Origin of the sequence: Corallococcus sp. NCSPR001 (assembly GCF_017309135.1) — a bacterium.
Lineage (GTDB): Bacteria > Myxococcota > Myxococcia > Myxococcales > Myxococcaceae > Corallococcus.
Map to the genome: position 1 here is coordinate 1,773,947 of NZ_JAFIMS010000002.1, position 21,987 is coordinate 1,795,933.

At 70.7% G+C, this 21,987-nt stretch carries 17 protein-coding genes; 7 read left to right on the plus strand and 10 right to left on the minus strand.

Translation table 11 applies throughout. From position 1 onward, the window contains the following. Nucleotides 1–19 precede the first annotated feature (19 nt). Nucleotides 20–1,609, plus strand: coding sequence for a family 43 glycosylhydrolase (locus JYJ93_RS09435; protein WP_206788273.1), 1,590 nt, complete (start codon nt 20–22; stop codon nt 1,607–1,609). Here the strand turns inward: JYJ93_RS09435 and JYJ93_RS09440 are convergent. Both JYJ93_RS09440 and JYJ93_RS09445 read right to left on the minus strand, forming a co-directional pair. Then, nucleotides 1,606–3,030, minus strand: a complete 1,425-nt coding sequence (locus JYJ93_RS09440) for a hypothetical protein (RefSeq protein WP_206788275.1) — start codon at nt 3,028–3,030, stop codon at nt 1,606–1,608. The two genes, JYJ93_RS09435 and JYJ93_RS09440, sit on opposite strands and share 4 nt — an antisense overlap. A gap of 34 nt (nt 3,031–3,064) precedes the next feature. Further along, nucleotides 3,065–3,337, minus strand: a complete 273-nt coding sequence (locus tag JYJ93_RS09445) for a DUF2277 domain-containing protein (RefSeq protein WP_128799261.1) — start codon at nt 3,335–3,337, stop codon at nt 3,065–3,067. A 133-nt stretch (nt 3,338–3,470) separates the two neighbouring features. On the opposite strand from JYJ93_RS09445, the gene JYJ93_RS09450 reads away from it, so the two are divergent. From JYJ93_RS09450 to JYJ93_RS09460, 3 genes are all read left to right on the plus strand, one after another. Further along, nucleotides 3,471–3,875: a hypothetical protein gene (locus JYJ93_RS09450; RefSeq protein ID WP_206788277.1), complete on the plus strand. Its 405-nt coding sequence runs from the start codon at nt 3,471–3,473 to the stop codon at nt 3,873–3,875. An 86-nt stretch (nt 3,876–3,961) separates the two neighbouring features. Next, nucleotides 3,962–4,387: a hypothetical protein gene (locus tag JYJ93_RS09455; RefSeq protein WP_206788279.1), complete on the plus strand. Its 426-nt coding sequence runs from the start codon at nt 3,962–3,964 to the stop codon at nt 4,385–4,387. Nucleotides 4,388–4,515: 128 nt separating this feature from the next. Next, on the plus strand, nt 4,516–5,577 hold the full coding sequence (locus JYJ93_RS09460) for a ferrichrome ABC transporter substrate-binding protein (RefSeq protein WP_206788281.1): 1,062 nt from the start codon (nt 4,516–4,518) through the stop codon (nt 5,575–5,577). Nucleotide 5,578: 1 nt separating this feature from the next. Here the strand turns inward: JYJ93_RS09460 and JYJ93_RS09465 are convergent, their stop codons facing one another. The 4 genes from JYJ93_RS09465 to JYJ93_RS09480 form a co-directional block, all read right to left on the minus strand. Then, complete coding sequence (locus tag JYJ93_RS09465) at nt 5,579–6,886, minus strand: hypothetical protein (RefSeq protein ID WP_206788283.1); 1,308 nt, start codon at nt 6,884–6,886, stop codon at nt 5,579–5,581. Nucleotides 6,887–6,998: 112 nt separating this feature from the next. Then, the gene (locus JYJ93_RS09470) at nt 6,999–8,156 is read right to left on the minus strand and encodes a trypsin-like serine protease (RefSeq protein ID WP_277989461.1); all 1,158 of its coding nucleotides are present in this window, start codon (nt 8,154–8,156) and stop codon (nt 6,999–7,001) included. A gap of 142 nt (nt 8,157–8,298) precedes the next feature. Further along, nucleotides 8,299–10,941, minus strand: coding sequence for a winged helix-turn-helix domain-containing protein (locus tag JYJ93_RS09475; RefSeq protein ID WP_206788301.1), 2,643 nt, complete (start codon nt 10,939–10,941; stop codon nt 8,299–8,301). A 48-nt stretch (nt 10,942–10,989) separates the two neighbouring features. Next, the gene (locus JYJ93_RS09480) at nt 10,990–11,619 is read right to left on the minus strand and encodes a histidine phosphatase family protein (RefSeq protein ID WP_206788303.1); all 630 of its coding nucleotides are present in this window, start codon (nt 11,617–11,619) and stop codon (nt 10,990–10,992) included. A 490-nt stretch (nt 11,620–12,109) separates the two neighbouring features. Here JYJ93_RS09480 and JYJ93_RS09485 point away from each other — a divergent pair, with 490 nt between their 5' ends. From JYJ93_RS09485 to JYJ93_RS09495, 3 genes are all read left to right on the plus strand, one after another. Continuing rightward, entirely contained in the window at nt 12,110–13,990 is a 1,881-nt protein-coding gene (locus tag JYJ93_RS09485; RefSeq protein ID WP_242544288.1) for a nucleoside-diphosphate sugar epimerase/dehydratase, read from the plus strand. 767 nt (nt 13,991–14,757) lie between these two features. Continuing rightward, nucleotides 14,758–16,125: a hypothetical protein gene (locus JYJ93_RS09490; RefSeq protein ID WP_206788307.1), complete on the plus strand. Its 1,368-nt coding sequence runs from the start codon at nt 14,758–14,760 to the stop codon at nt 16,123–16,125. A 124-nt stretch (nt 16,126–16,249) separates the two neighbouring features. Next, the gene (locus JYJ93_RS09495; RefSeq protein WP_206788316.1) at nt 16,250–17,401 is read left to right on the plus strand and encodes an aminotransferase class I/II-fold pyridoxal phosphate-dependent enzyme; all 1,152 of its coding nucleotides are present in this window, start codon (nt 16,250–16,252) and stop codon (nt 17,399–17,401) included. Here JYJ93_RS09495 and JYJ93_RS09500 read toward each other — a convergent pair. The 4 genes from JYJ93_RS09500 to JYJ93_RS09515 all read right to left on the minus strand — a co-directional run bounded on the left by JYJ93_RS09500 (nt 17,322) and on the right by JYJ93_RS09515 (nt 21,967). After that, entirely contained in the window at nt 17,322–18,068 is a 747-nt protein-coding gene (locus tag JYJ93_RS09500; protein WP_206788324.1) for a sugar transferase, read from the minus strand. The genes JYJ93_RS09495 and JYJ93_RS09500 overlap by 80 nt on opposite strands. 68 nt (nt 18,069–18,136) lie before the next feature. Beyond that, complete coding sequence (locus JYJ93_RS09505; RefSeq protein ID WP_206788333.1) at nt 18,137–19,462, minus strand: lipopolysaccharide biosynthesis protein; 1,326 nt, start codon at nt 19,460–19,462, stop codon at nt 18,137–18,139. Continuing rightward, entirely contained in the window at nt 19,459–20,682 is a 1,224-nt protein-coding gene (locus tag JYJ93_RS09510; protein ID WP_206788335.1) for a glycosyltransferase family 4 protein, read from the minus strand. Before JYJ93_RS09510 ends, JYJ93_RS09505 begins: the two co-directional genes overlap by 4 nt. Before the next feature lies 1 nt (nt 20,683). After that, nucleotides 20,684–21,967, minus strand: a complete 1,284-nt coding sequence (locus JYJ93_RS09515) for an O-antigen ligase family protein (protein WP_242543746.1) — start codon at nt 21,965–21,967, stop codon at nt 20,684–20,686. Nucleotides 21,968–21,987 lie beyond the last annotated feature (20 nt).

Genomic DNA, 21,987 nt, shown 5'->3' on the forward strand with positions numbered 1-21,987 from the left:
ACTTCCATGGAGAGGCCTCATGAAGCCCGTCCGAGCCGTCCTGCTGTTGTCCCTCCTCACCACGACCTTCGCCGGGAGCGCCCTCGCGCAGGACAACTCGCGCACGCTGCTGATGCAGTGGCTGGCGGATCCGGACGTCTACAAGGAGAACGACGACCTGTTCTTCCTCACTGGGACGGGCAACGGGGTGCTGCTGCCGCTGTATGAGTCCAACGACCTAACGACGTTCCGCTTCAAGCGCGACTACAACCCGTCCGCGGCGGATCCGACGTACGACTACTGCTTCCTGTGGGCTCCGGACCTGAGCAAGGTGGGCAGCGTCTACCAGCTCCACTTCTCAGGACACCGGGTGCCCAACGGCGCGGCGTGTCCTCCGGCGGGGCAGGAGGTGACGACCTTCGTGGCCACGGCGCCGGATTTGAACCTGGTCTTCGGCGCGCCCCAGCCCATCAACGCCAACACCACCTGGCCGCGCACCACCACCGGCACGGCGTGCCTGCCGCAGGGGTGCAACCGGAACATCCGCATCGACTCCGCGACGTTCAACGACGGCGCGGACCGGTGGCTCTTCTATGTCTGGTTCCAGAACGGCAACAACATCTCCTCGTTCAAGCTGGCCGCGCCCGGCACCGTCTACAACCACGCGGGCCCTGCGGTGTTCGCGACGCCGGCCTACGAGGAGGGCATCAACGAGGCGCCGGAGCTCTTCAAGCGCGACGGGCGCTACTACATGGTCTTCAGCGGCGGTTGGTACAACAGCCAGTACGCCATGTACTACGTGATGGCGGACTCCATCCCGGAGCTCACGCGGGCGCGGGCGGTGCGGCGGCTGTCCCTGCCGTCGAAGAACTCCGCGGGCCGGCTGGTGCAGACCCACGGCCACAACGTCATCGTCGAGCGGCGGGGCGAGTACTTCAACATCTTCCACCAGGGCGCCTTCGACAGCGCGGGCAACCTCACCTCGCGCAGCACGTACAAGCAGCGCGTCGCGTTCAAGCCGGACGGGGCGATGACGTCGCTCAACCAGGTGAGCGTGCGCTGGAACCGGCTCGCGGGGTACAGCTACTCGCTGGACGTCGTGCTGAAGAATGGCTCGGTGGTGGGGCCGTGCACGTCCGTGGTGCTGCTGGGGCAGGCCAACAAGACGGTGTTCGACGGCGTGTGCCGCAGCGCCGGGGACCGCGTGGTGACGAAGGGGGAGATCGCCGCGTTCCGCCTCTTCTATTCCAACAACAACGTCTGGGGGCCCTTCGTGGAGAAGGCCTATGACGGCATCTCCGACGACGTGACCCTGGAGCTGCCCGGCGGCGTCACGCCCTTCGTGGACCTGGAGTGGAGCGAGGAGGAGACGCTGGCGCAGTACTCCATCGACGTGCAGCGGCGGGACACGGGCGCGTGGATTGGCCCGTGCATCGGCGTGGGCGCCGTGAACAAGAGCCTGGCCTGGACCTACCAGGGGCGCTGCGACACGCCGGGCATCAACGTGCCGTTCTCCAACATCCAGGCCTTCCGCGTCTGCTCCGCGGTGAATGGCGACTGGGCCCATGCGCGCTGCGGCGCCGCCGCGTATGACGGGCGGGCCCTGCACTCGCGCATCAACATCCCCTAGCGATGGCGGTGGCAGATGAAGATGAGGGGCGCGAGCGCGCCCTTCACCTTGTAGGAGAAGGAGTGGCCGTCCTCCTCGGCCGAGGCGTATTCGAGGTCGGGCTGGGCATCCATCCACTTCATCGTGGCGGGCAGGTCCGCGCAGGGGTCGTTGAACCGCGCGGCGAGGCGCTTCTGGAAGGCCTCCATCTTCGCGTGGGCCTCCATGACCTCGCGCTCATCCACCTCCCGCTGCGCCTGGGAGCGGATCTCCCGCGTCTGCGGCTCGCTGAGCCAGGTGCTTCCGTCGGAGTAGCGCGCCTCCAGCGCCAGCCTCACGGTGCGCGCCACCGTCGTGTCCAGGGGGACCTCGACCTGGAGGCTCGACTCGTGGGCGTTCTTCCCCATGGGCAGTGACTTCAGGCGCCGGGTCACCCTGCCTTCGGCGTCCACCTCCACCAGCGTCGCCTCGGTGGGGCGGGGGATGAGCTGATGCGCGGACACGTCCACCTGGAGCGGGGTCTTGTCTCCCACCATGAAGTCCCACGGCTCGCGCAGGGACAGGGGCTGCCGGTTCCCGGGGGCGGGGACGTCGCAGCGCACGGCCAGCTTCATGGCGACCTCCTGCTCCAGCGGTGGCTTGCCCTTGCAGGTCAGCTTGATGCGCACGGACTGCTCGAGGGGCCTGGGCGTGCCCTCGCATTGCTGGAGCACCTGCGGGACCGACCAGAGCGCTGGCGTCAGGTCGAAGGTCTTCGTGCCCGGGTAGCGGGAGTCCTCGGGCCGCAGGGTTCGGCCCACTCCCTTCGCGGTGCTCACCAGCTCCACTGACTCCACGCCGGTGAGACAGGAGGCCGTCAGGTCGATGCTCGGGTGGAGCCACCTCGGCGTGGCGCCGCCGCCCTCCACTCCCACGAGCTTCCCCTTCATCACGTAGGCGGTGGTGTCCTGCCTGGCGTCGAGCCGGGGCCGCTCCTGCTCCTCCATGAAGGCTTGCTGGAGCCGCGCGTGATACATCGCGAACTGCATTGGCGTGAGGCGTTCCAGCTGGGCCTGCGTCAGCGGGACGTTGGGGAACGGCTTGTCGGGGAGCGGCTCGCGGCTCTTGAGCACGACCTGGGTGGTGCCCTTGGGGTGCGGATCCACCTTGAGCCAGAGGGACTCGCCGGGCTGGGGCGTCAGCGCGTCCTGCAGGTCCGTCGCGTCGAGCTGGGGCAGAGGGACCTTGATGAAGGCCCGGGCCGGCATGTCGATGCGCTTCACCTTCATGCCCGGCTGGAGACCCGCCTCGGCGGCGACGCTCTTCGGCTCCACCTGGGTGACGGTGACCGTCTCGCCATCCGAGTGGGCGGAGTAGCCCGCGGACTTCATCGTGACGGTGAACGGCGCCGCCGCGAACATCCAGGCGCCAGCGAACACGGACAGCAGCGAGGCAAGGAACATCAGGAGCACTCCGGGAACGGCGGGTCTGTCCAGCTCAACGCGGCGCGAAGCGCTTCGCGGACCGCAGCTTCGCCTTCATGGCTTCCATGTCGCGGTTGCGTGGAGGGGCCGTGGTCACCAGCGAGTCCATCAGCCGCCGCGCGGTCTCGGTGATGTCCTCGACGGCGCGGTTGAAGGCCTCCTCGTTCGCCTTGGATGGGGCGCTGGTGCCGCTCAGCTTCCGCACGAACTGCAGGGCCGCCGCCCGCACCTCCGCGTCGGACGCGGGGGGCTCGAAGTTGAACAGCGTCTTGATGCTCCGGCACATGGACGGCTTCCCCTTCACGTGAGGTGCCGCCAGCGTACTCCACGTCCGCGCCCCCCGCCGTGAACCCTATCGAATCGAATCTTGTGTGGATAAACTGTCTAGCTGGACGTCTCTGCAAGAAAGGACAGGATTCATGAAGCTTGTCTCGGGTGTGTTCGCGGCACTGGTCATCGCGACGATGGCGGCCTGCGGTGGAGTGGAGTCCGGCGACGCGTCGGAGGAGCTGGGGCAGGTCTCCGGCGCCTTGTCGACGTGTTCGACGACCTGTGCGTCGGGGGCGACGGTGGCCTGCTCGGGGAACGCCTGCTCCTCCGTGGATGGCCAGTATGTGCAATGCGACGGCGCCTATCAGTACTGTCCCACGACGCCTCCGCCGCCCAACTGCTCGCGCGCCAACACGTGCATCTTCATCGAGGGCTCGTCGTGTCCCTCCGCCGGCACCTACCGTGATTGCTGTCTGAACGGGCTGCCCACGGGCAGCTGCTATTGCAAGTTCGACAACACCTGGACCTGCACCCTTCCCCCCGACGGTCCGTGACTCCATTGCCGTGAGAATGTGACTTGGCTCAAAGAGGCCAAAGTGGTTCTCTCCGGACTCTCCCCTTCTCCTGGAAAGGTTTTCCAATGATGCGGAAGCTCTTCGCTGTTCCCGTGACGCTCTTCTCGTTCGCGCTGGTTGCCTGTGGTGGCAGCCCCGCCGCCGAGCCGCAGACCCCCGCCCCGACGCAGCAGGAGCAGGGCCTCAACGCCGTGGGCCAGGGCTGTTCGGCGGACACGCAGTGCGCCACGGGCCTGTGCTGGACGGAGGCGGACTCGTACCCCATCTACAATTCGCAGTGGATCCGCGCGGACCAGTGCACCGAGGAGTGCGGTGGCGAAGGCGATAACGCCTACTGCCAGCAGCTCGCCGCGGAGTTCAACGCGCCGTATCCGAACCAGGCGCGCTGCATCCCCGCGCGGGGCGTCTACGACAACTACCCGTACGACGACATCTTCTACGTCTGCGACCTCATCCCGGCGGGGCTGGGCAAGGTCCACTGGGCGGAGTGATGCTCCAACCCACGCCGGAGCTCCGGACACCGGCGGCGCCGTAGGAGGAGGGCAGGGGAGCGTGAGGGGCCAACACCCACGCTCCGCGCCACTTCTCCCGTGGGGCGGGAGGGAGCAAGCTGAGTGGCGTGTCCCGCCGCTCACAGCTGCTTCTGCTGCTCGTCGTCTCCGGGCTCCTGCACGCGGCGCTGCTCTTCGCGCTGTGGAGGAGCCCGTCCGCCGACGTCCGGCGTCGTGAGCCAGCGCAGGCGGTCGAGCTGGAGATCGTCACCCGGGACGCACGCCCCGCGCCGCCCGTGCCCGAAGAAGCGCCTCGGCCCGCGCGCTCGGCGGAGCGTGAGCGGCGGAAGGACGAAGCGCCGAAGCCGCTGGCGCAGCGCGAGCGGAAGAAGGACGAGGCTCCCGCCGCTTCCGGGGAGGCCGCTCCGGAGCCCCTCGCGACAGCCCCCGACGAGCGCCCGCCACCTCCAGCCCGGGACGTCCCGCTCCAGCTGGAGCCGCCCGGGCTGCTGGGCGGTGGGCTCCTCAAGGGGCCGCCGTCGACGGGGCGGACGCTTCGCAACGTCCCCGGCTCGGAGCCGGACCCCAAGGCCCTGGCGGCCCGTGAGGCGGAGGAGGCGCGCCAGAAGGTGGATGGCTGGGCCCACGACGCGACCGCGTCCGCGCGGGCCACGGGCGCGACGCCTCCCTACTTCGCGAAGCTGCGCCAGGGCTTCTCCGAGAAGCTCGTGGACCCGCCTCCGCCCGACACCGACGTGCTCGCCCGCCGGCTGAAGCGCGAGCAGCTGGAGGCCATCGAGCGGTTCGGCAAGACGGGCACTCCCTTCGCGCCCCAGGCGCGCGACGTCCGCCGGGAGACGTCCGACCGGCTGCGCGCGGCGGTGGAGGCCGGGCGCGCGGCGAACGTCTACATGATGGATGTCACCACCCCCATCCTGGCGCTCGTCGCCATCGTGGAGGTGCGGCAGGCGCGCGATGGCAGCCTCATCGACCTCCAGGTGCTGGAGGGCTCCGGGGACCCGAAGTTCGACCGCTGGGCGGTGTCGCACCTGCGGGATGCGCTCGCCAGCGCGGCGCCGCCCACGGACGGCGGCGTGGGCATCCACGAGGACGGGATGCGGACCCGCTGGCGGTTGGAGGAGTACCTCGGCAACCCCCGCGTGCGGGTCCACCTCATCTCCATCTACTGATTCACTTCATCCCGATGCCGCCGAGGGTGTTTCCCGTGGCGGCGTCCAGCACGAGCAGGCTGCCCCAGATCGGGACGTACACGCGGCCCTCCCGGACCCAGAGGGCCGTCAGCATGGAGGTGTAATGGGACTCGGGCAGGGCCACGTCCCAGGCGATGTCGCCGGTGCGCAGGTCGCGCCGGATGAGCTGCGAGCCGCCCTTCGCCAGCTGATAGACGACGTACACGGCGTCCTGGGTGATGTCCCCCACCTCCGGCGCGGTGTCCCGCAGGAGGAGCGGATCCTTGTCCGACAAGGTGTCGTGCCACAGCGGCTTGCGGTTGCCCGGCGCGTACAGCGCCACCAGGGGCACCTGTGTCCCCGGCCACCGCGTGCCCAGCGCCAGCGTGTAGCCGCCCGTGCGGAAGAGGTACTTCGTGGAGAAGCCGCGGATGTCGGAGGGCGGGTAGCTGGAGCGCTCGCAGGTGGTGGGGTGCTCCGCCGGCCGGCTCATGTTGCACGTCTGCGGGCTCAAGGGCGGCGTGGCGCAGCCCTTCGGCGCGCGGGGCGCGGGCTTCGCGGTGGCTGTGCGCGTGTCGAAGAGCAGGTGCTGGTGGTCCACCAATTCCACCCAGACGGAGGTCGTGTCCCCCGGAGGAATGCACAGCCGGCGCGGCGAGTCCGTCAGGGGCACGCGCCCCAGCCGCTTGCCGGTCTCCAGCTCCAGCAGGTTCACCGTGCGCTGCTCGCTCATCACCAGCCGGCCGTTCTGGGCGATGACCTTCGTATGGCGGGAAGCGTCCGGCCCCTCCGAAGGCGCTGACTCCCAGAGCTTCTGGAACGTCCGGCCGTCGAACGCGGCGATGACGTGCTGGAATTCGGAGCCTGTGACGTGCCGGTTCACGTGGCCGACGATGTCCTCCGTCCCGTCGCCGTTGACGTCCACGAACGCGGGCGCGCCCCGCTCCACCCACTGGAGGCTCTCGGGTTCGGGCTTGGGAGGCTCGGGCGGAGGCCCGGGGACGACCGGAGGCGCGACGGGGACGACGGCCGCGGGAGGCGGGGTGCGAGGGGGCTCGTACGTGTCCGGGGCTGCGGAGAGGGCGAACACCGCGCCCATGACTCCCATCAGGACCGTCACCGCGACGCCCGCGAGCATGATCGGGATCTGCTTGTTGTTCGCCTGGGCGGGCGGCGGCGGGCGCACCGGAAGCGGGCCGTCCAGGTCGAAGGCGTGGCCGCAGTAGCCGCAGTCGTAGTGCGTCTTCGCGGCCTGGGGCGTGAAGGGGGCGTTGCAGTGGGGACAGCGCGAAGCTCTGGGCCGGGCCATGACACCGGGTGTAGCACTCCGCGTACCCAAGGTCGCTGAAACACGAAGACCCCCTCCCTCCAAGAAGGGAGGAAGAGGGCCTTCGCGCGCTCAGGCTGGTGTCAGGCGACGGCTACGGCACCGTGGCCTTCAGGGAGACGCCCGAGTACGCGGAGTAGCCGCGAATGGAGACGTACCAGGTGCCGGCCGCGGGGGCGGTGATGGTGCAGGTCTCCGCGTTGCCGCTGAGGTACGGGCGGCAGTTGTACGCCGTGGTGGTGGGCAGAGAGCCCTGGCGCACGTAGAGGTCCGCGTCACCCGTGCCGCCGGACTGCTCCACCGTCAGGGTCGTGGCGCCCGCGGGGACGGTGATGGTGAAGTTCTTCCAGGTGCTGGCGGAGCCGGAGAGGTTGGTCTGGCTCAGCAGCGTCTGCGTCGGCTGCTGGACCGCGTTGATGGTGCTGTCGATCCAGCTGGCGAAGGACGACACGCGGCCGTACATGCCCGCGTAATTCGCGTCGGCGCAGCCGTAGCCCCAGCTCACGATGCCCGCGAGCACGCGGGTGCTGCCCTTGAGGACGGTGAGGGGACCGCCGCTGTCACCCTGGCAGGAGTCCTTGCCCGGGGCCGTCGCGCCCAGCTGGTCCGCGGTGATGGTCTCCTGGCCCTGGTAGTCCGCCTGCGCGTCCGCGTTGCTGATGATGTTCACGTCCACCGTCTGGAGCGTGGTCGGCAGCGAGGAGGAGCCGCTGGACAGCGTGCCCCATCCCGTGACGCGCGCCACGGCGCCCACGCCGCCCACGCCCGCCGCCGCGTCCGCCGCGGTGACGTAGGGGATGGCCTTCACGTTCGCGCCGCTCAGGTCCAGCGGCGAGGACAGCTTGAGGAGCGCCGCGTCCTTGCCGTAGTTGGCGTCCACGTAGCCCGGGTACACGACCACCTGGGACACGGTGCGGACCTGGCCGCCGGTGGTGGTGGTGCGGTTGGTGACGCCCGCCACGATGCGGCCCGGCTTGGAGATGCTGCCGCCGGAGTTCACGCAGTGCTGCGCGGTGAGGATCCAGCTCTCGTTGATGATGGAGCCGCCGCAGAAGTGGCTGCCGCCGCTGCTCTGCAGAGACACCTGCCAGGGGTTCGCCCCGATGGTGGTCGCCGAGCCACCGACGATCTCCTGGGTGGTGGCGGCGGGAGCCGGCGTCTCCGGCTGGGTCTGCTTCTCTTCCGTGGTCTGGGGACCGCAACCGACGACCAGCAGCGACACCGCGCTCGCGGCAGTCCAGCGACGCACCATCTGAGCCGAAATCATGTGAACCCCGTTTTAAATGGGAGGTATGAGGCGCGGGGATTCTGGAGGAATCGCGGACTCGTTGTAAACACCCGGGGCGACGATTTGTCGTAACTGGATAACTACTGTGATGGGGTTGGCATGACCGCTACGCCGTGTCACCCGGGACGAAGGTGAAGCCCGGAGACACCTCCAGGCGGTAGCCGGGGTCGTCGAAGAGCACGCGGGTGCCGGTGCCCTCCAGCATGTCTCGCACGTGGCTCACGTGGACGCGCAAGGCGTTGTCATGCAGGCGCGGGTCGTAGTCCGCGTTCCACATGGCGCGCACGCAGTCCTCCTTCGACAGGATGCGGCCCGGCTGGCGGGCCAGCGCGTAGAGCAGCCTTCGCGGCAGGGCCCTGCGCTCCAGGGAGACTGTTTTTCCCGGGGCTCGCAGTTCGTGACGGCGGGCATCCAGCACCACCGCCTTGGGCGCGGGCGCTTCCGGGGCGGCGGCGGCGAATGGCCGGGTCAGCTCCGCCATCAGCTCGGGGTCCACGCCGCCTCCGGTCCCCTCGCGCGTGGCGGCCTCCAGGGCCTGTGCCGCCTCCCGGGCGCGGCCCGCGTGCTGGTGGAGCGTGGCGCGGGCCAGGTGCCCCAGCGTGCGCTCCAGCGCGAAGTCGTCACCGCGGGCCAGGGGCTCCAGCGCGGTGAGCAGCGCCGTGGCGCGCGGGGCGTCCGCGCTCCGGGCGGCGGCCAGGGCGGCCAGGGCGCGCTGGCGGGCGGCGATGCCGGGGCGCACCTCGCGGGGCTCCACGGTGATGGGCGGCGCGTCCGGTCCCGGCACGTCCAGCGTGCGCGCCACCCGGGCGGCCCGCATCAGCCCCACCACGCCGCGCGAACGGACCTCCTCCTCCACGACGTCCAACTGCGCGTGGCCCTCCGCGCGCCGGCCCATTTCCAGCAGCATGCGGCCCGCGCCCACGCGGCACAGCAGGCGGACGAAGAGGTAGCCCGCCTTCTCCGCGCGGCCCTCCGTCTCCCTCAGCGCCGCGAGCGCCGCCCCGCGCTGTCCCGACTCACCGCGCACCCACGCCGCGATGCAGTCCAGCTCCAGCGCGAGGCGGGGCGCGCCCAGCTGGCCCAGGCGCTCCCGGGCGCTGGCGAGCGCGGCGTCGGCCTCCGTGAAGCGGCCCAGCCGGCTGAGGATGCCCGCGGACATGGCCGCCACCAGGGGGCCTCGCGAGTCGAGCGGCGCGTCCTCCAGCAATGACACGCATTGGGCCAGGGGCTCCGCCAGCTCGCTGTCCCGGCCTTCAATCCAGAGCATCAGCGCGCGGGCGTAGGCGCACCAGCCCAGCACGCGCCGGTCCCCGGTCGCGGCTCCAGCGTTGTCCAGCATCGCCAGGGATTCATCCAACCGTCCCTGGAAGAAGCGCAGCGCGGTCCATGCCAGCAATTGCTGGAGGAAGACCTCCGCGCTGCTCGGCACCGGCATGGCCTCCAGGGTGCGCTCGCAGGCCTCCGGCTCCAGCGCGAAGAGGGCCACCCGCACCAGCACGGCGCCCACGCCCTCGCGCAGGGCCTCGTTCGACTCCGGCTCCGGCGCGCCGGAGCCGGCCTCCAGGGACGCGCGCAGGGCCAACAGCTCCGGATAGGCGCGGCGCAAGTCGAGCAGCCGCACCCGCGCGCGCGCATGGGCCAGCTTCACCTGGGGCGTGCGCAGCGCGGCGGGCAGCGAGTCCAGCAGGCCCAGCAGCTCGTCCGCGGCGCCGTGGCGCACCAGGGACTCCGCCTGCGCGACGATGAAGGCCGCGCGCGCGTCGTGCCGGTCGAGCGCCTGGAGGTGGCGGCACACCGCGCGCACCCGGACCACGGCGGGCAGGGGCTCCCGCTCCAGGACCTCCAGCAGCGCTTCGTGGGCGGCGCGCGCTTCGTCTGGCGACAGCAGGGACACCATGGCTTCGCGCACCAGGTCGTGCACGCCGTGCCGGCCCCTCGGGTCCGTCTCCACCAGCAGCCTCGCGCCCAGCTGGCGCAGCGCCGCGTCCGCCGCGTCGCCGGACAGCACCGGCCGCAGCGTGCTCGCGGTGAGCGGCAGCTGGCTCAAGGCCAGCGTCGCGCAGAGCCAGCGTTCGTCCGGGGGCAGCGCCGCGAGCGCCGCGCGCACGGGTTCGTCCCCGCCCGTGTCGCCCGCGTGGGCGCGGCGCAGGAGGAAGGGCAGGCCCCGCGAGCGGCCCCACGCCGCGTCGAAGCCGTCGCGCTCGCCGTAGAGCGCGTCCAGCTCCCGCCACAGCTCCCGCGCGGCCTCCCGGGACAGGCCCTCCAGCCGCAGCTCCACCCGGTCCGGGCTCGCCGCGTGCCGGGGGACCGATTCGCGCGAGGTGGCCAGCAGCGTGCCCTGCCTCAGCCGCCCTCCCAGGTCCTCCACCAGCGCCGCGCGCTCCGGCGGCCCGAGCACGTGCAGGTCGTCCAGCACGCACAGGGCGCGGCGCGCCTCCAGCTCCTCCGCCAGCGCCTCCAGCCGGGACGCGTCCGACAGGGCCTGGGCCACGGGCGCTTCGCTCAAGAGGCGGCGCACGTCGTCCACCACCGTGTCCAGCGTGTCTCCGGGGCGCACGCGCCGGTGCACGACGGGGCCCCGGTGCTTCGCGGCCACCGCCGCCACCAGCGCGGACTTGCCCGCGCCCGGAAGTCCGTAGACGACCCCCGTGCGCACGCGCCTCAGCATGTCCCCCAGCCGCCGTACCTCCTGGGCTCGGCCCACGAAGACAGCCGGCGGTCCCAGCCCCGGAGCGGTTGGCGTGCGCATGGCGCGCGCCAGTGTACGTCCATCCCGGGACTGCCCGTCACAGCCGCCTCAGGTGTCGTCCAGGCTGAGCGCGCGCAGGTGGCTGACGTCCCCCCAGGTCACCATCCGCAAGGACCCCTCGTGGAGGTCGAACTGGTTCCAACCCGCGTTGAGGACGGAGAAGGCGCGCGGCGCGGCGGCGGGGATGCCCAGGCAGTGGCGCAAGAGGGCGCTGAGCAGGCCGCCGTGGGTGACCACCACGACGCGGGCCCCCGGGTGGCGCGCCCCCAGCTCCTCCAGGCATTGCAGCCCCAGCAGCAGGCGCTGGGACGCGCTCTCTCCTTCGGGCACCACGTAGTCGGCGTGTCCCTCCGTGTACGCGGCGAAGACGGCCGGGTGGCGCTGGCCGGCCTCCGCGCGCGTCAGCCCTTCGAGCACGCCCAGCCCGCGCTCGCGCAGGCGCGCGTCCCGCTGGACGTCGTGGCCCGTCCTCGCCGCGATGGTGGCGGCCGTCCGCACCGCGCGGTCCAGGTCGCTGCTGTAGAGGGCCTGGAAGGGGAGGGTGGAGAGGCGCGCCGCGAGCGCCTCCGCCTGCCGCTGTCCTTCACGGCTGAGCACGCTGTTCAGGTGCCCCTGCAGGCGCCCCAGGGCGTTCCACTCCGTCTCCCCGTGCCGGAGCAGGATGAATTCGGTCGTCATGGCCCAAGCGTGGCGGGCGGGCTCCGGCGGAGCAAGCCGCGAGAAGTGTCAGCCCGCGGGCGCCACCATCGCGCCACGGCCGCGCCCACCCCGTGTGCCCGGGGGTGTGTCACATCGATGAAACACCGCCGCGGCAGGCCGTTGCCCGTGGGCTTCTGACGCCTGGAGAACGCGGCGATGGGCGTGTTCCGGCCCGGTGGGGCAGGGGGCCTGCTCGCTGGCGCGCACGTTCACGGGAATCGGGTCGGACAGCACTCCTGGACGGCTGTGATGCCACTGGACGCGCGTCCACCTTTCCGCGATTCCGAGCTAGGGCGTGTCTTCCTGATTACGCGGGTGGGAGGACGGCGGATTTTCCGTGGACGCCGGGCCGGAGGGGGAGGCATCAATGAAAGACGGTCAGAATCTGGAAGTGATGAGCCTGGACGCAGGGCCCCGGGAAACTCCGGAGCCGGCACCGCGAAGGGCTCACCGCTTCGGCTGGCTGCGGATGCTGGGGGTGGACGCGGTCCTCATCGCCGGCTCGCTGGTCGCCGCCACGGTGCTGCACTTCGCGGATGGGCTGTCCCCGGCCTGCAGGGAGGTCCTGCCCCGGGCCGTGGCGCTGCTGGTCGCGGTGCGCCTGGTGACGCTCGTCTGGCTGGGCCTGCACCGCTGGTCCTTCCACCGCTCCGGCATCCACGAGGCGGTCCGGCTGGAGCTGGCGAGCCTGGCGGGCACCATCGTGTTCGAATTGCTGCGCACCGTCTTCTTCATGGAGTCGCTGCCGGGGCAGGTGGTCGCGCTGGAGTTCTTCGTCACCACCACGCTCCTGGGCTTCCACCGCTTCGCCCCGCGCATGGTCCGGCAGTGGTACCTGGACCGGCAGCGCGCGAGGGCGCAGGGCTCCCAGCGCACCCTCATCGTGGGGGCGGGCAGCGCCGGCGACCTGCTCCTGCGCGACCTGCTGCGGGAACGAAACAGCCCGTGGCACGTCATCGGTCTGGTGGATGACGACCCGGGCAAGCAGGGCACGTACCTCAACGGCAAGCCGGTGCTGGGCGTGCTGGACGCGCTGCCGGAGCTGATGAAGAAGCACCGGGTGACGCAGGTGCTCATCGCCATCCCCCGGCTGTCCCCGGAGCGCACCCGGCACCTCTTGAGCCTGTGCCGGCACCAGAGCGTCAGCTTCAAGATCATCCCGGCCTCGTTCGCCTACCTGGACCAGAAGATCACCGCCGCCATGCTGCACGACCTGTCCCCGGAGCACCTGCTGCCCCGGGACGCCATCTCGTTCGACCACGAGGAGGTGCACCGGCTGGTGACGGGCCGCCGCATCCTCGTGACCGGCGGCGCGGGCTCCATCGGCAGTGAAATCGTCCGGCAGGTCGCGGGGCACTCGCCCGCGTCGCTGGTGGTGGTGGACATCAACGAGAACGAGCTCTACCTGCTGGTGCGCCAGCTCCAGGCGCGCTACCCGCACGTGCCGGTGCACTCCGTGGTGGCGGACATCCGCGACCTGGACCGCATGCTGCGCATTGGCCAGGAGTTCGCGCCGCAGTACGTCTTCCACGCGGCGGCGCACAAGCACGTGCCCCTGATGGAGGACGCGCCGGAGGAGGCCATCAAGAACAACGTCTTCGGCACGCAGAACGTGGCGCGCATGGCGGACGCGTGCGGGGCGGAGCGCTTCATCCTCATCTCCACCGACAAGGCGGTGAAGCCCTCGTCGGTGATGGGCGCCTCCAAGCGCCTGGCGGAGATGGTCATCCGCGACATCGCCGTGACGTCACGCACCACCTTCTGCGCCGTCCGCTTCGGCAACGTGCTGGGGTCCGCGGGCAGCGTGGTGCCGCTCTTCAAGCAGCAGATTCAGGCGGGCGGCCCCGTCACCGTCACCCACCCGGACTGCACCCGCTACTTCATGATCATCCCGGAGGCGGTGGGCCTGGTGGTGCTGGCCGGCCTGGGCGGCTACGGCGAGCTGTGCATCCTGGACATGGGCGCGCCGGTCCGCATCGCGGAGCTGGCCGCGAACATGATCACCATGACGGGCCTGGTGCCGGACAAGGACATCAACATCGTCTACACGGGCCTGCGTCCGGGAGAGAAGCTGGAGGAGGTGCTCATGTCCGAGGAGGAGGAGCTCACCCAGCAGGTGCGCAACCGCATCAAGGTGGCCCGCAGCCCCGCGCCGCCCGCGGACTTCCAGCTCCAGCTCCGGCGCCTGGACCGCGCGGCCCGCGCCGGTGACGCCCACGACGTGAAGCGCGCCCTCCAGGACCTCATCCCCGCGTACACCCCGTCGAAGATGACGGGGACGGTGGCGAAGGTGCTGCCCGCCTTCGCTTCCGCGAAGCCGTCCGCGGCGGAGCAGAACGTCAGCGCCTGAACCCCACGCGGCCCCGGCCGTCCGCGAGAAGCCCCGGTCTCCCGTGCCCCTTCCGGGGTGGGAGGCCGGGGCTTTTCGTCATGGACGGGCCGCGCACACCGTGCTCACGAACCCCCGCCGGATGTTTCGCCGCATGTGCCGGCGGTCCAGCTCCCCGGGTGTGAGCGGGCGGCGAGGGGCCACGAAGAAGACCTCGTTGCGCGCCGTACCTTCCGTGAAGCAGTGCGGTCCCTGAACCCGCTCCCTCACGAAGATGCTGACAAGCTCCGTGCTCCGCCAATCCACAGAGGGTGCTGGCAGGCTGCCCCAACCCCCCGTCATGCCGCCCGGAAACCCATACGGAGCGATGGCGTCGCGATACGGGGTGCCGTCAATGGTTCTCACGATGAGTGGGATTCGCGCCGTCCCACCCGTATGGCTTTATTGGATGAACAGTGTATGGGTCACCTGTTCGGCGCGAAGATGATGCCCGGAGCGGAAGTACTGCCCGGATAACGCCGAGGCGCCCGCGTCGGGAACGAGCATGGCGCTTGCCTGCCCTGGCCTGTGCATCCATCCCCGACCCTGAGTCCGCCAGCCCGGGCGGACAGGCCCATGAAGCCTTGCACTGATGACCCACGGGCAGTCTCAGTGATTTTTTTGTCTCATCACAAAGGAATTACATGAGCCGTCAAAGGCTTTTGGCGTCCTGTGAACGCACTCCGGCGTTCCCACAACAGGGTAGCCTACCGGGCGGTTGACGGCAGCTACCCCACAGGACCCCCCTGATGTTGGAATCCCGTCGTCGCAACTCTGGTCGCGCCCTGTCATCCCTGTTGTCGCTGAGCCTGCTGTTGGGGGGTGCTTGCGGCCCCCAGCCCGAGCAGGACGCGGCCAGCACGGCCAGTCCCAACGGAGATAACACCCCGGGCAGCACCGAAGCCTCCCCCCCGGACGCGGACGCGCTCGCTCCCTCTTCCCCCGAAGAGGAAATCGCGGTCGGCCCCTCCGAGCCGGAGACCGAGGCTGCTCCCACCACTCCGGAGGCGGACGCCCCTGCCGCCGCGGAGTCGCCTGCCACCTCCGCCGAGGAGGCCCTTGGAACCACGGCCCAGGCGGCCGTCAGCCTGCGCACGGTCGCGGCCTGGGAGACGCTGTTCCTGAACCGCTGGAACTCGGAGCACACCTCCAGCTTCCTGCCCATGAGCAGGTCGCTCGACAGCTGGCAGTTCTACAACCTGGCCTACGGCATCGACGGCAACACCGCGATGTATCGCGCCACCGGCAAGACGCAGTACATGGACCGGGCGCTGCTGTATGTGAACAACATGGTCAACAACGCGAAGGTCTCCTCTTCGCTGCCCCGGAGCCAGTTCAAGGACAGCTACATGGGCTGGGCCTCGGCGCGCTCGGACACGCTGGGCCAGGAGGTCCCCCTGTTCGAGAGCTACTGCTGGCGCTACGTGACGCGCATGCTGCGCACCATCCGTGAGACGCCCGCGCTCTACGGCAACAGCACGTACAAGGCGCAGTACGACAAGCTGCTGGCGTTCACCGAACGCAACATGTTCGAGAAGTGGCTCAAGCGCGGCGCGAACAGCTACATCTACCGCGTCAATACGCACATGGCTTCGCACTGGGCGTACATCGCCATGGACCTGTCGAAGATGACGACGAACGCCACGAAGAAGGCGCAGTACATGACCGTCTTCAACAACATCAACCGTGACATGCCCAACAACACCTCGTCGCTGCGCGGCCAGTTGATGACCAGCCCGGTGAACGCCAACGCGTACTTCTGGGCCGCCGAGTGGGGCTCCAAGAAGCGTCCGGGCCAGGACGTGGCGCACGGCAACGGCGTGATGGCCTACCTCGTGGAAGCCCACGACGCGGGCATGGAGTGGACGGACGCGGACATGCGCAAGTTCGTCGTCACCCTGAACAACGTCATCTGGCCGTCCGCCAAGAAGTACGCCAACTACGTGGACGGCACGGGCGCCGGCACGGGCTGGTTCAATGACGGTCTGGTGAAGCTGGGCCGCTACAACGCCGCCCTCCAGCAGCGTCTGGAGACCCACTCCGTGGGCCAGAACACCCAGTACTACGGCAACGGCGCGCTCAACGCGAAGCTGCTGTCCCAGGGTTCGGCGCTCTAGTCCGGATTCCATGATGCGAAACACACACACCCTCCTCCCGCCCGAGCGCGCGGGAGGAGGGAGTGTGCGAACGCTCCAGGCAATGCCGGGGTCCATCCACCCGGTCCTGCCTGGAGCTTTTCGCATGTCCTCCCGCATCTACCTGTCTTCGCCCCACATGGGCACGCTCGAGCGCGGCTATGTCGACGACGCGTTCGCAAGCAATTGGATTGCCCCCCTGGGGCCCCACGTGGATGCCTTCCAGGAGGAGTTCGCCCGGTGCGTGGGCACGCCGCACGCGCTGGCGCTGAGCTCCGGGACGGCCGCGCTCCACCTGGCGCTCCAAATGGTGGGGGTGGGTCCCGGCGACGACGTGCTGGTGAGCACGCTCACCTTCTCCGCGTCGGTGAATCCCATCCGCTACCTGGGCGCCTCTCCCGTCTTCATCGACAGCGAGCGCACGTCCTGGAACATGGACCCCGCGCTGCTGGAGGAGGAGCTGGCGATGCGGGCCCGCCTGGGCCGGCTGCCCCGCGCCGTGGTGGTGGTGCACCTGTACGGCCAGAGCGCGGACCTGGAGCCCCTCATGGCCAGCTGCGACCGCTACGGCATCCCCGTGGTGGAGGACGCGGCGGAGGCCCTGGGCAGCACGTACAAGGGACGAACCCCCGGCACGGTGGGCCGCGTGGGCATCTATTCATTCAACGGCAATAAAATCCTCACCACGTCCGGCGGCGGGATGCTGGTGTCCGCGGACGGCGAGCTGGTCCAGCACGCGCTCAAGCTGGCCACGCAGGCGCGCGACACGGCGCCGCACTACCAGCACTCGGAGGTGGGCTACAACTACCGGATGAGCAACGTGCTGGCTGCCATTGGCCGGGGGCAACTGCACGTGCTGGAGGACCGGGTGGCCGCGCGCCGCGCGAACCACGCCTTCTACGCGGAGGCCTTCCGGGACCTGCCCGGCATCCAGTTCATGCCGGAGGCCCCGTGGGGCCGGCACACGCGCTGGCTGACGACCCTCACCATCGATCCGGAGGCGTTCGGCGCGGACCGGGAGGCGGTGCGGGCCGCGCTGGAGCGGGAGAACATCGAGGCGCGGCCGGTGTGGAAGCCCATGCACCTCCAGCCCGTCTTCGCGAACTTCGAGCGGCGGCGGGGCAGCGTGGCGGAGGACCTGTTCCGCCACGGACTGTGCCTGCCGTCCGGCTCCAACCTCACGCGCCAGGAGCTCGAGCGGGTGGTGGAGGTGGTCCGAGCCGTTCCCCGGAGACAGGGGCTGCGGACGGCGGGCTGACGGAGGCCGGCTCCTGCTGCCGGAGCGCCACGACCCTGGCCTCCGGCCGCGGGGTGCCCATGAACTTGTGCAGGGTGGCCTCGCTCGTGAAGGAGATGCCCTGGCGCTGAAGCACGCGCACCACCGTCAGCGCCAATATCTTGAGGTCCAGCGCCAGGCTCCAGTGGTCCACGTACCAGACGTCCTGGCGGAAGCGCTTCTCCCAGGAGAGCGCGTTGCGGCCATTGACTTGCGCCCAGCCGGTGATGCCGGGCAGCACATCGTGGCGCCGCGCCTGCTCCGCGGAGTAGCGCGGCAGGTACTCCACGAGCAGCGGGCGCGGCCCGACGAGGCTCATGTCGCCCCGGAGCACGTTCCACAGCTGCGGCAGCTCATCCAGGCTGGTGGAGCGCAAGAGCCTCCCGGCCCAGGTGAGGCGCTGCTCGTCCGGCAGCGGCTGGCCGCTGGCGTCCGCCGCATCCAGCATCGTGCGGAACTTGAGGACGGTGAACAGCCGGCCCTTCTTCCCCGGGCGCCGCTGCCGGAAGAGGACGGGGCTTCCCATCGTCAGGCGGACGAACAGCCCCGTGGCGGCCATCACCGGGGAAAGGCATATCAATCCGGCTCCCGCCGCCACCACGTCGATGCTCCGCTTGAAGAACAACCCGGTTCCTGCCTGTCTTTGCATGGGGACGCCGCTCCTTGAAGCCGGCAAGGCTAGAAACCCTTTCGGACCACCACCACGACCCCTGGGCCTCAGCCTGCTGTCGGCTCCCCTGCATCCACGGGCCCTGATGGGACGGCTGGGCGCGCTTGCGCGGGCTCCGGCGCCGTCAGCCGCCGCCAGACGCGCAAGGTCAGCCAGATGCTGCATGCGAGCTCCGACACCCACCCCAGCCCCAGGGCCCAGGCGGCGCCCACCGGCCCCACGCGCGGCACCCAGATGGCGCTGCCCAGCGCGACCACGGCCACGGAGACGACGAGCAGCACCACCTGGCCCTTGAGCTCGCGCGCCGCGGTGAGCCCCACCGCGAGGCTCAAGCAGACGTACTCCAGCGCCGCCGCCCCCATCAGCCAGACGAACAGCTCGAGGTTTCTGGCATAGGCGGCCCCGTAGAAGAGCGTCAGCGCCCACCGGCCGAACAGCGCGGCGCCGGCGATGGCGCACAGGCCCACCCCCGCGGACGCCGCCGTGAAGCCCGCCAGCACCTTGCCGTAGCGGCGCGCGTCCCCCGCCGCGTGGTAGCGGCCCAGCCGGGGGCTCACCGCCTGCCCCAATGAATGCACCACCCGGCCGCCCAGCGCGGCGAAGTACGCGAGCGCGGCGTACATGCCCAGCTCCGCTTGGCCCGCGTGCGCCTCCAGCAGGTAGCGGGGGATGTTGGGCCGCAGCGCGGCCATCAGCGCGGTGAGGCCCAGCACCCAGCACAAGAGGAAGAGCGCCTTGAGCCGTCCTCCCTCCTGGCGCCACGGCGTGCGCCAGAGGGTGCTCCAGGGGCGCACGCCGGGGAACTCGCGCCGGAGCGCCCGCGCGTCGAAGACGAAGAGGACGATGGCCCACGCGAAGGCCATGGCCGCCGCCCCGGCGATGGGGCTGTGCGTGAGCCACAAGGCCAGCGGCACCAGCACCACGGACAGCACGCTCTTGGCGATGGTGGACCGGGCGATGAGCCCCAGCCGCTCCACCTTCTGGAGCGCGCCGTAGAACACCTCGCTCACCGCTTCAAAGCCCTTGGCCAGCGCCACCAGCGCGATGACCTGGCCCGCGTGGAGCGAGTCCGCCATCCCCACGGCGATGGCGCAGCACACCGCCACGCCCGCCAGGACGTTGAGCACCATCAGGCCCAGGTAGTGCTCGAAGCCGAAGGCGCCCTTCGCGTCCGTGGCCTGGAGCGTGCGCAGCTGCATGCGGGACATCAGCAGCACCGGGGCGGTGATGGCCAGGGCGAGCGCGAACTGGCCCACCTCCTCCATGGTGGCCAGCCGCGCGAAGGCCACCAGGACGCCCCACTGCGCGAGGGCGTAGACGAGCCCGGCGGAGAGCGACCAGATGAAGTTGCTCCCCACCGAGCGGGCCGTCATGACCGGGCCGCCGCCGCGCGCTGCAAGACTTCAGACAGGCGCTTCGCGGCGATGTCCGCGGAGTAGCGCTCGCGGCCCAGCTTCCCGGCCAGCGTGCCGGCCTCCGCGAGCCAGCGCGGGTCGCGCAGCCGCCGGGCCAGCATGGCCGCCGCGGCGGGGATGTCCTTGGGCGGCAGCCTGAGGCCGAAGGCCTCCCGGTCCAGCAGCTCCGCCTGCCAGCCGCCGTAGTTGAGCGCCAGCGGACGGCCCGCGGCGAGCGCGTCGAAGAACTTGTTGGCGGAGTTGTCCTGCATGCCCGGCACGTCCGTGAACAGCGACGTGGCGATGGTGGCCGCGCTCAGCACCGCGGGCACCTGCTCCTTGGGCACGCTGGGCAGGAAGAAGAGGTTCTCCCCCTTGACGCCCAGCCGCTCCGCCAGCGCGTGCAGCAGGGCCTCCTCGCGGCCCTGGCCCATGATGACGAAGCGGACCTCCGGGTCCAGCTTGCGCATCTCCGCGGCCACGCGCACCAGGTACTCCACGCCGTTCACCAGCCCCAGCGTGCCCGCGTACAGCACCAGGGGCCGGTCCCCCAGCCACGCGTACTTCCGCCGGAACTCCTGGCCCGCGGACGCCGGCACCTGGAAGCGCTCCGGGTCGCAGAGGTTGGGGATGATGGTGATCTTCTCCGGCGGCACGCCCGCCGCCTCCACGCCCGCCTTCATGCCCGGCGACAGCGCGACGATGTGCTCCGCGCCCGCGTACGCGGCCTTCTCCAACAGCTGCGCGGCCACGATGGCGGAGCGGCTCTTGAGCGCGCCCACCGCGATGGGGATGGCGGGCCACAGGTCCCGCACCTCGAAGACCATGGGCCGCTTGTTCCACCGCGACGCGGCGATGCCGGGCACCGCGATGGTGAGCGGCGTGCTGGTGGCGAAGAAGACGTCCGCGGGCAGCTGCGCGGCGCGGCGCGTGGAATTGACCGCGAAGTGGCTGAAGGCCCGGATGCGGTCCGGGTAGCTCATGGCGTTGCTGTAGGGCACCGGCAGCCAGTGCACCTGGATGCCGCTCTCGTTGGACTCGCGCCAGCCCTTGCCCGTGCTGGCGTCCGCGCGGGTGTCGGAGGTCACCATGTGGACCTCGTGGCCCATGGAGACCAGGCGCCGCGCGAGCTCATAGGAGCGCGTGCCCCCGTGCATGGTGGGGGTGTTGAAGTACTGATGCAGATAGACGATGCGCATGTCAGGCGGCTCCTGTGAACGAGGGTTGGGAGAGGGCGTGGGGCAGGGGCGGGCCCGACTGCGCGGACTTCCGCCCGGGGACCGCGGTCGCGGAGGCCATCACCATCAAGAGGAAGAGGGCCCGGCTGTCGTAGAGGTCGCCGCTGGCCTGGGCGCCCAGCAGCACCAGCACCGCCGCGCCCACGGTGGCGCCGTCCAGGCCCTGGCGCCGCAGGAACGCCGAGCGCGCGAAGGTGCCCAGGACGGTCGCGAGCAGCAGCAGCCCCACGACGCCGCCCTCGCAGAACACCTCCAGGAAGAGGTTGTGCGGGTAGACCCCCAGGCGCAGCGCGGGGAACGCCGCGAGCCCCGCCCCCGCCACCGGGTAGTCCTTCCCCAACTGGAGGGCCCTCTCGTAGAGGATCTCCCGCCCGGACAGGTACACCTTGTTGTCCTTGCCGCTGGCGCCGCCCGCGCCCGACTCGTAGTTGAGGGTGAGGCGCAGGAAGCGCTCCTGCACGGAGTTGCTGAGGGCCTCCCCCAGCGGGGAGAACAGGGCCACCGCGGTGATGGCGGCGGTCGCCAGCAGCAGCAGGATGAGCAGCCGGCGCAGCGGCACGCGCCCCACCACGAGGCAGGTGGTGATGCCCGCGACGATGGCGGCGGATCCGCCGCGCGAGCCCGTGAGCAGCGCCAGCACGACGCCGGTGGCGGCCACCGGAATCCACAGCCACGCCTGGCCCCTCCAGTACCAGAAGTAGAGCGCCCCGATGGCGAGCAGCCCCATGAGGCGCGCGAGGATGTTGGGCCCGCCGCCCATCACCGCCAGCCGCGCGCTGCCGCCGCCCCCCAGCAACTGCTTGACGGCGGTGAGCGCGAGCAGCCCCGTGGCCAGGACGACGGCGGCCCAGAACGCGTCCAGCACCCGGGGCGCGGGCTGGCGCAGGCACGCCAGCGCGAAGCCCACGCACATCAGCCCCACCAGCAGCAGGTCGGCGACCTTGGTCAGGGAGAAGAGCGGGTCGGGCGTCCAGGCGATGCTGGCGCCCATGTAGCCCAGGAAGCCCAGCAGGGCCGCGATGAGCGGCGGGTCGAATCTCGCCTCGCCGGGGCGCGCGTCGCGCCGGGCGCGGTGCAGCATCCCCACGGAGGCGAGCAGCACCCCGCACAGGACGATCCACAGGCGCAGCTCCTGGACCAGGTTCGTGTCCACCTCCTCGTTGACCGCGAGCCCCAGCCGGTGGAAGCCCCAGCGGCCCGCGAGCACGTAGAGCGCCGCGATGAAGCCCAGTCCTGTGCAGCTCATCCAGCTCACGGTGGAATCTC

What these genes read in the sequence shown, in the direction of transcription:
- JYJ93_RS09505 (WP_206788333.1), bottom strand. Translation starts at nt 19,462, where the DNA reads ATGACGGCCCGCTCGGTGGGGAGCAACTTCATCTGGTCGCTCTCCGCC.
- JYJ93_RS09440 (WP_206788275.1), bottom strand. Translation starts at nt 3,030, where the DNA reads ATGTTCCTTGCCTCGCTGCTGTCCGTGTTCGCTGGCGCCTGGATGTTC.
- JYJ93_RS09515 (WP_242543746.1), bottom strand. Translation starts at nt 21,967, where the DNA reads ATGAGCTGCACAGGACTGGGCTTCATCGCGGCGCTCTACGTGCTCGCG.
- JYJ93_RS09480 (WP_206788303.1), bottom strand. Translation starts at nt 11,619, where the DNA reads ATGACGACCGAATTCATCCTGCTCCGGCACGGGGAGACGGAGTGGAAC.
- JYJ93_RS09500 (WP_206788324.1), bottom strand. Translation starts at nt 18,068, where the DNA reads ATGCAAAGACAGGCAGGAACCGGGTTGTTCTTCAAGCGGAGCATCGAC.
- JYJ93_RS09465 (WP_206788283.1), bottom strand. Translation starts at nt 6,886, where the DNA reads ATGGCCCGGCCCAGAGCTTCGCGCTGTCCCCACTGCAACGCCCCCTTC.
- JYJ93_RS09450 (WP_206788277.1), top strand. Translation starts at nt 3,471, where the DNA reads ATGAAGCTTGTCTCGGGTGTGTTCGCGGCACTGGTCATCGCGACGATG.
- JYJ93_RS09435 (WP_206788273.1), top strand. Translation starts at nt 20, where the DNA reads ATGAAGCCCGTCCGAGCCGTCCTGCTGTTGTCCCTCCTCACCACGACC.
- JYJ93_RS09485 (WP_242544288.1), top strand. Translation starts at nt 12,110, where the DNA reads ATGCTGGGGGTGGACGCGGTCCTCATCGCCGGCTCGCTGGTCGCCGCC.
- JYJ93_RS09490 (WP_206788307.1), top strand. Translation starts at nt 14,758, where the DNA reads ATGTTGGAATCCCGTCGTCGCAACTCTGGTCGCGCCCTGTCATCCCTG.
- JYJ93_RS09495 (WP_206788316.1), top strand. Translation starts at nt 16,250, where the DNA reads ATGTCCTCCCGCATCTACCTGTCTTCGCCCCACATGGGCACGCTCGAG.
- JYJ93_RS09510 (WP_206788335.1), bottom strand. Translation starts at nt 20,682, where the DNA reads ATGCGCATCGTCTATCTGCATCAGTACTTCAACACCCCCACCATGCAC.
- JYJ93_RS09470 (WP_277989461.1), bottom strand. Translation starts at nt 8,156, where the DNA reads ATGGTGCGTCGCTGGACTGCCGCGAGCGCGGTGTCGCTGCTGGTCGTC.
- JYJ93_RS09475 (WP_206788301.1), bottom strand. Translation starts at nt 10,941, where the DNA reads ATGCGCACGCCAACCGCTCCGGGGCTGGGACCGCCGGCTGTCTTCGTG.
- JYJ93_RS09445 (WP_128799261.1), bottom strand. Translation starts at nt 3,337, where the DNA reads ATGTGCCGGAGCATCAAGACGCTGTTCAACTTCGAGCCCCCCGCGTCC.
- JYJ93_RS09455 (WP_206788279.1), top strand. Translation starts at nt 3,962, where the DNA reads ATGATGCGGAAGCTCTTCGCTGTTCCCGTGACGCTCTTCTCGTTCGCG.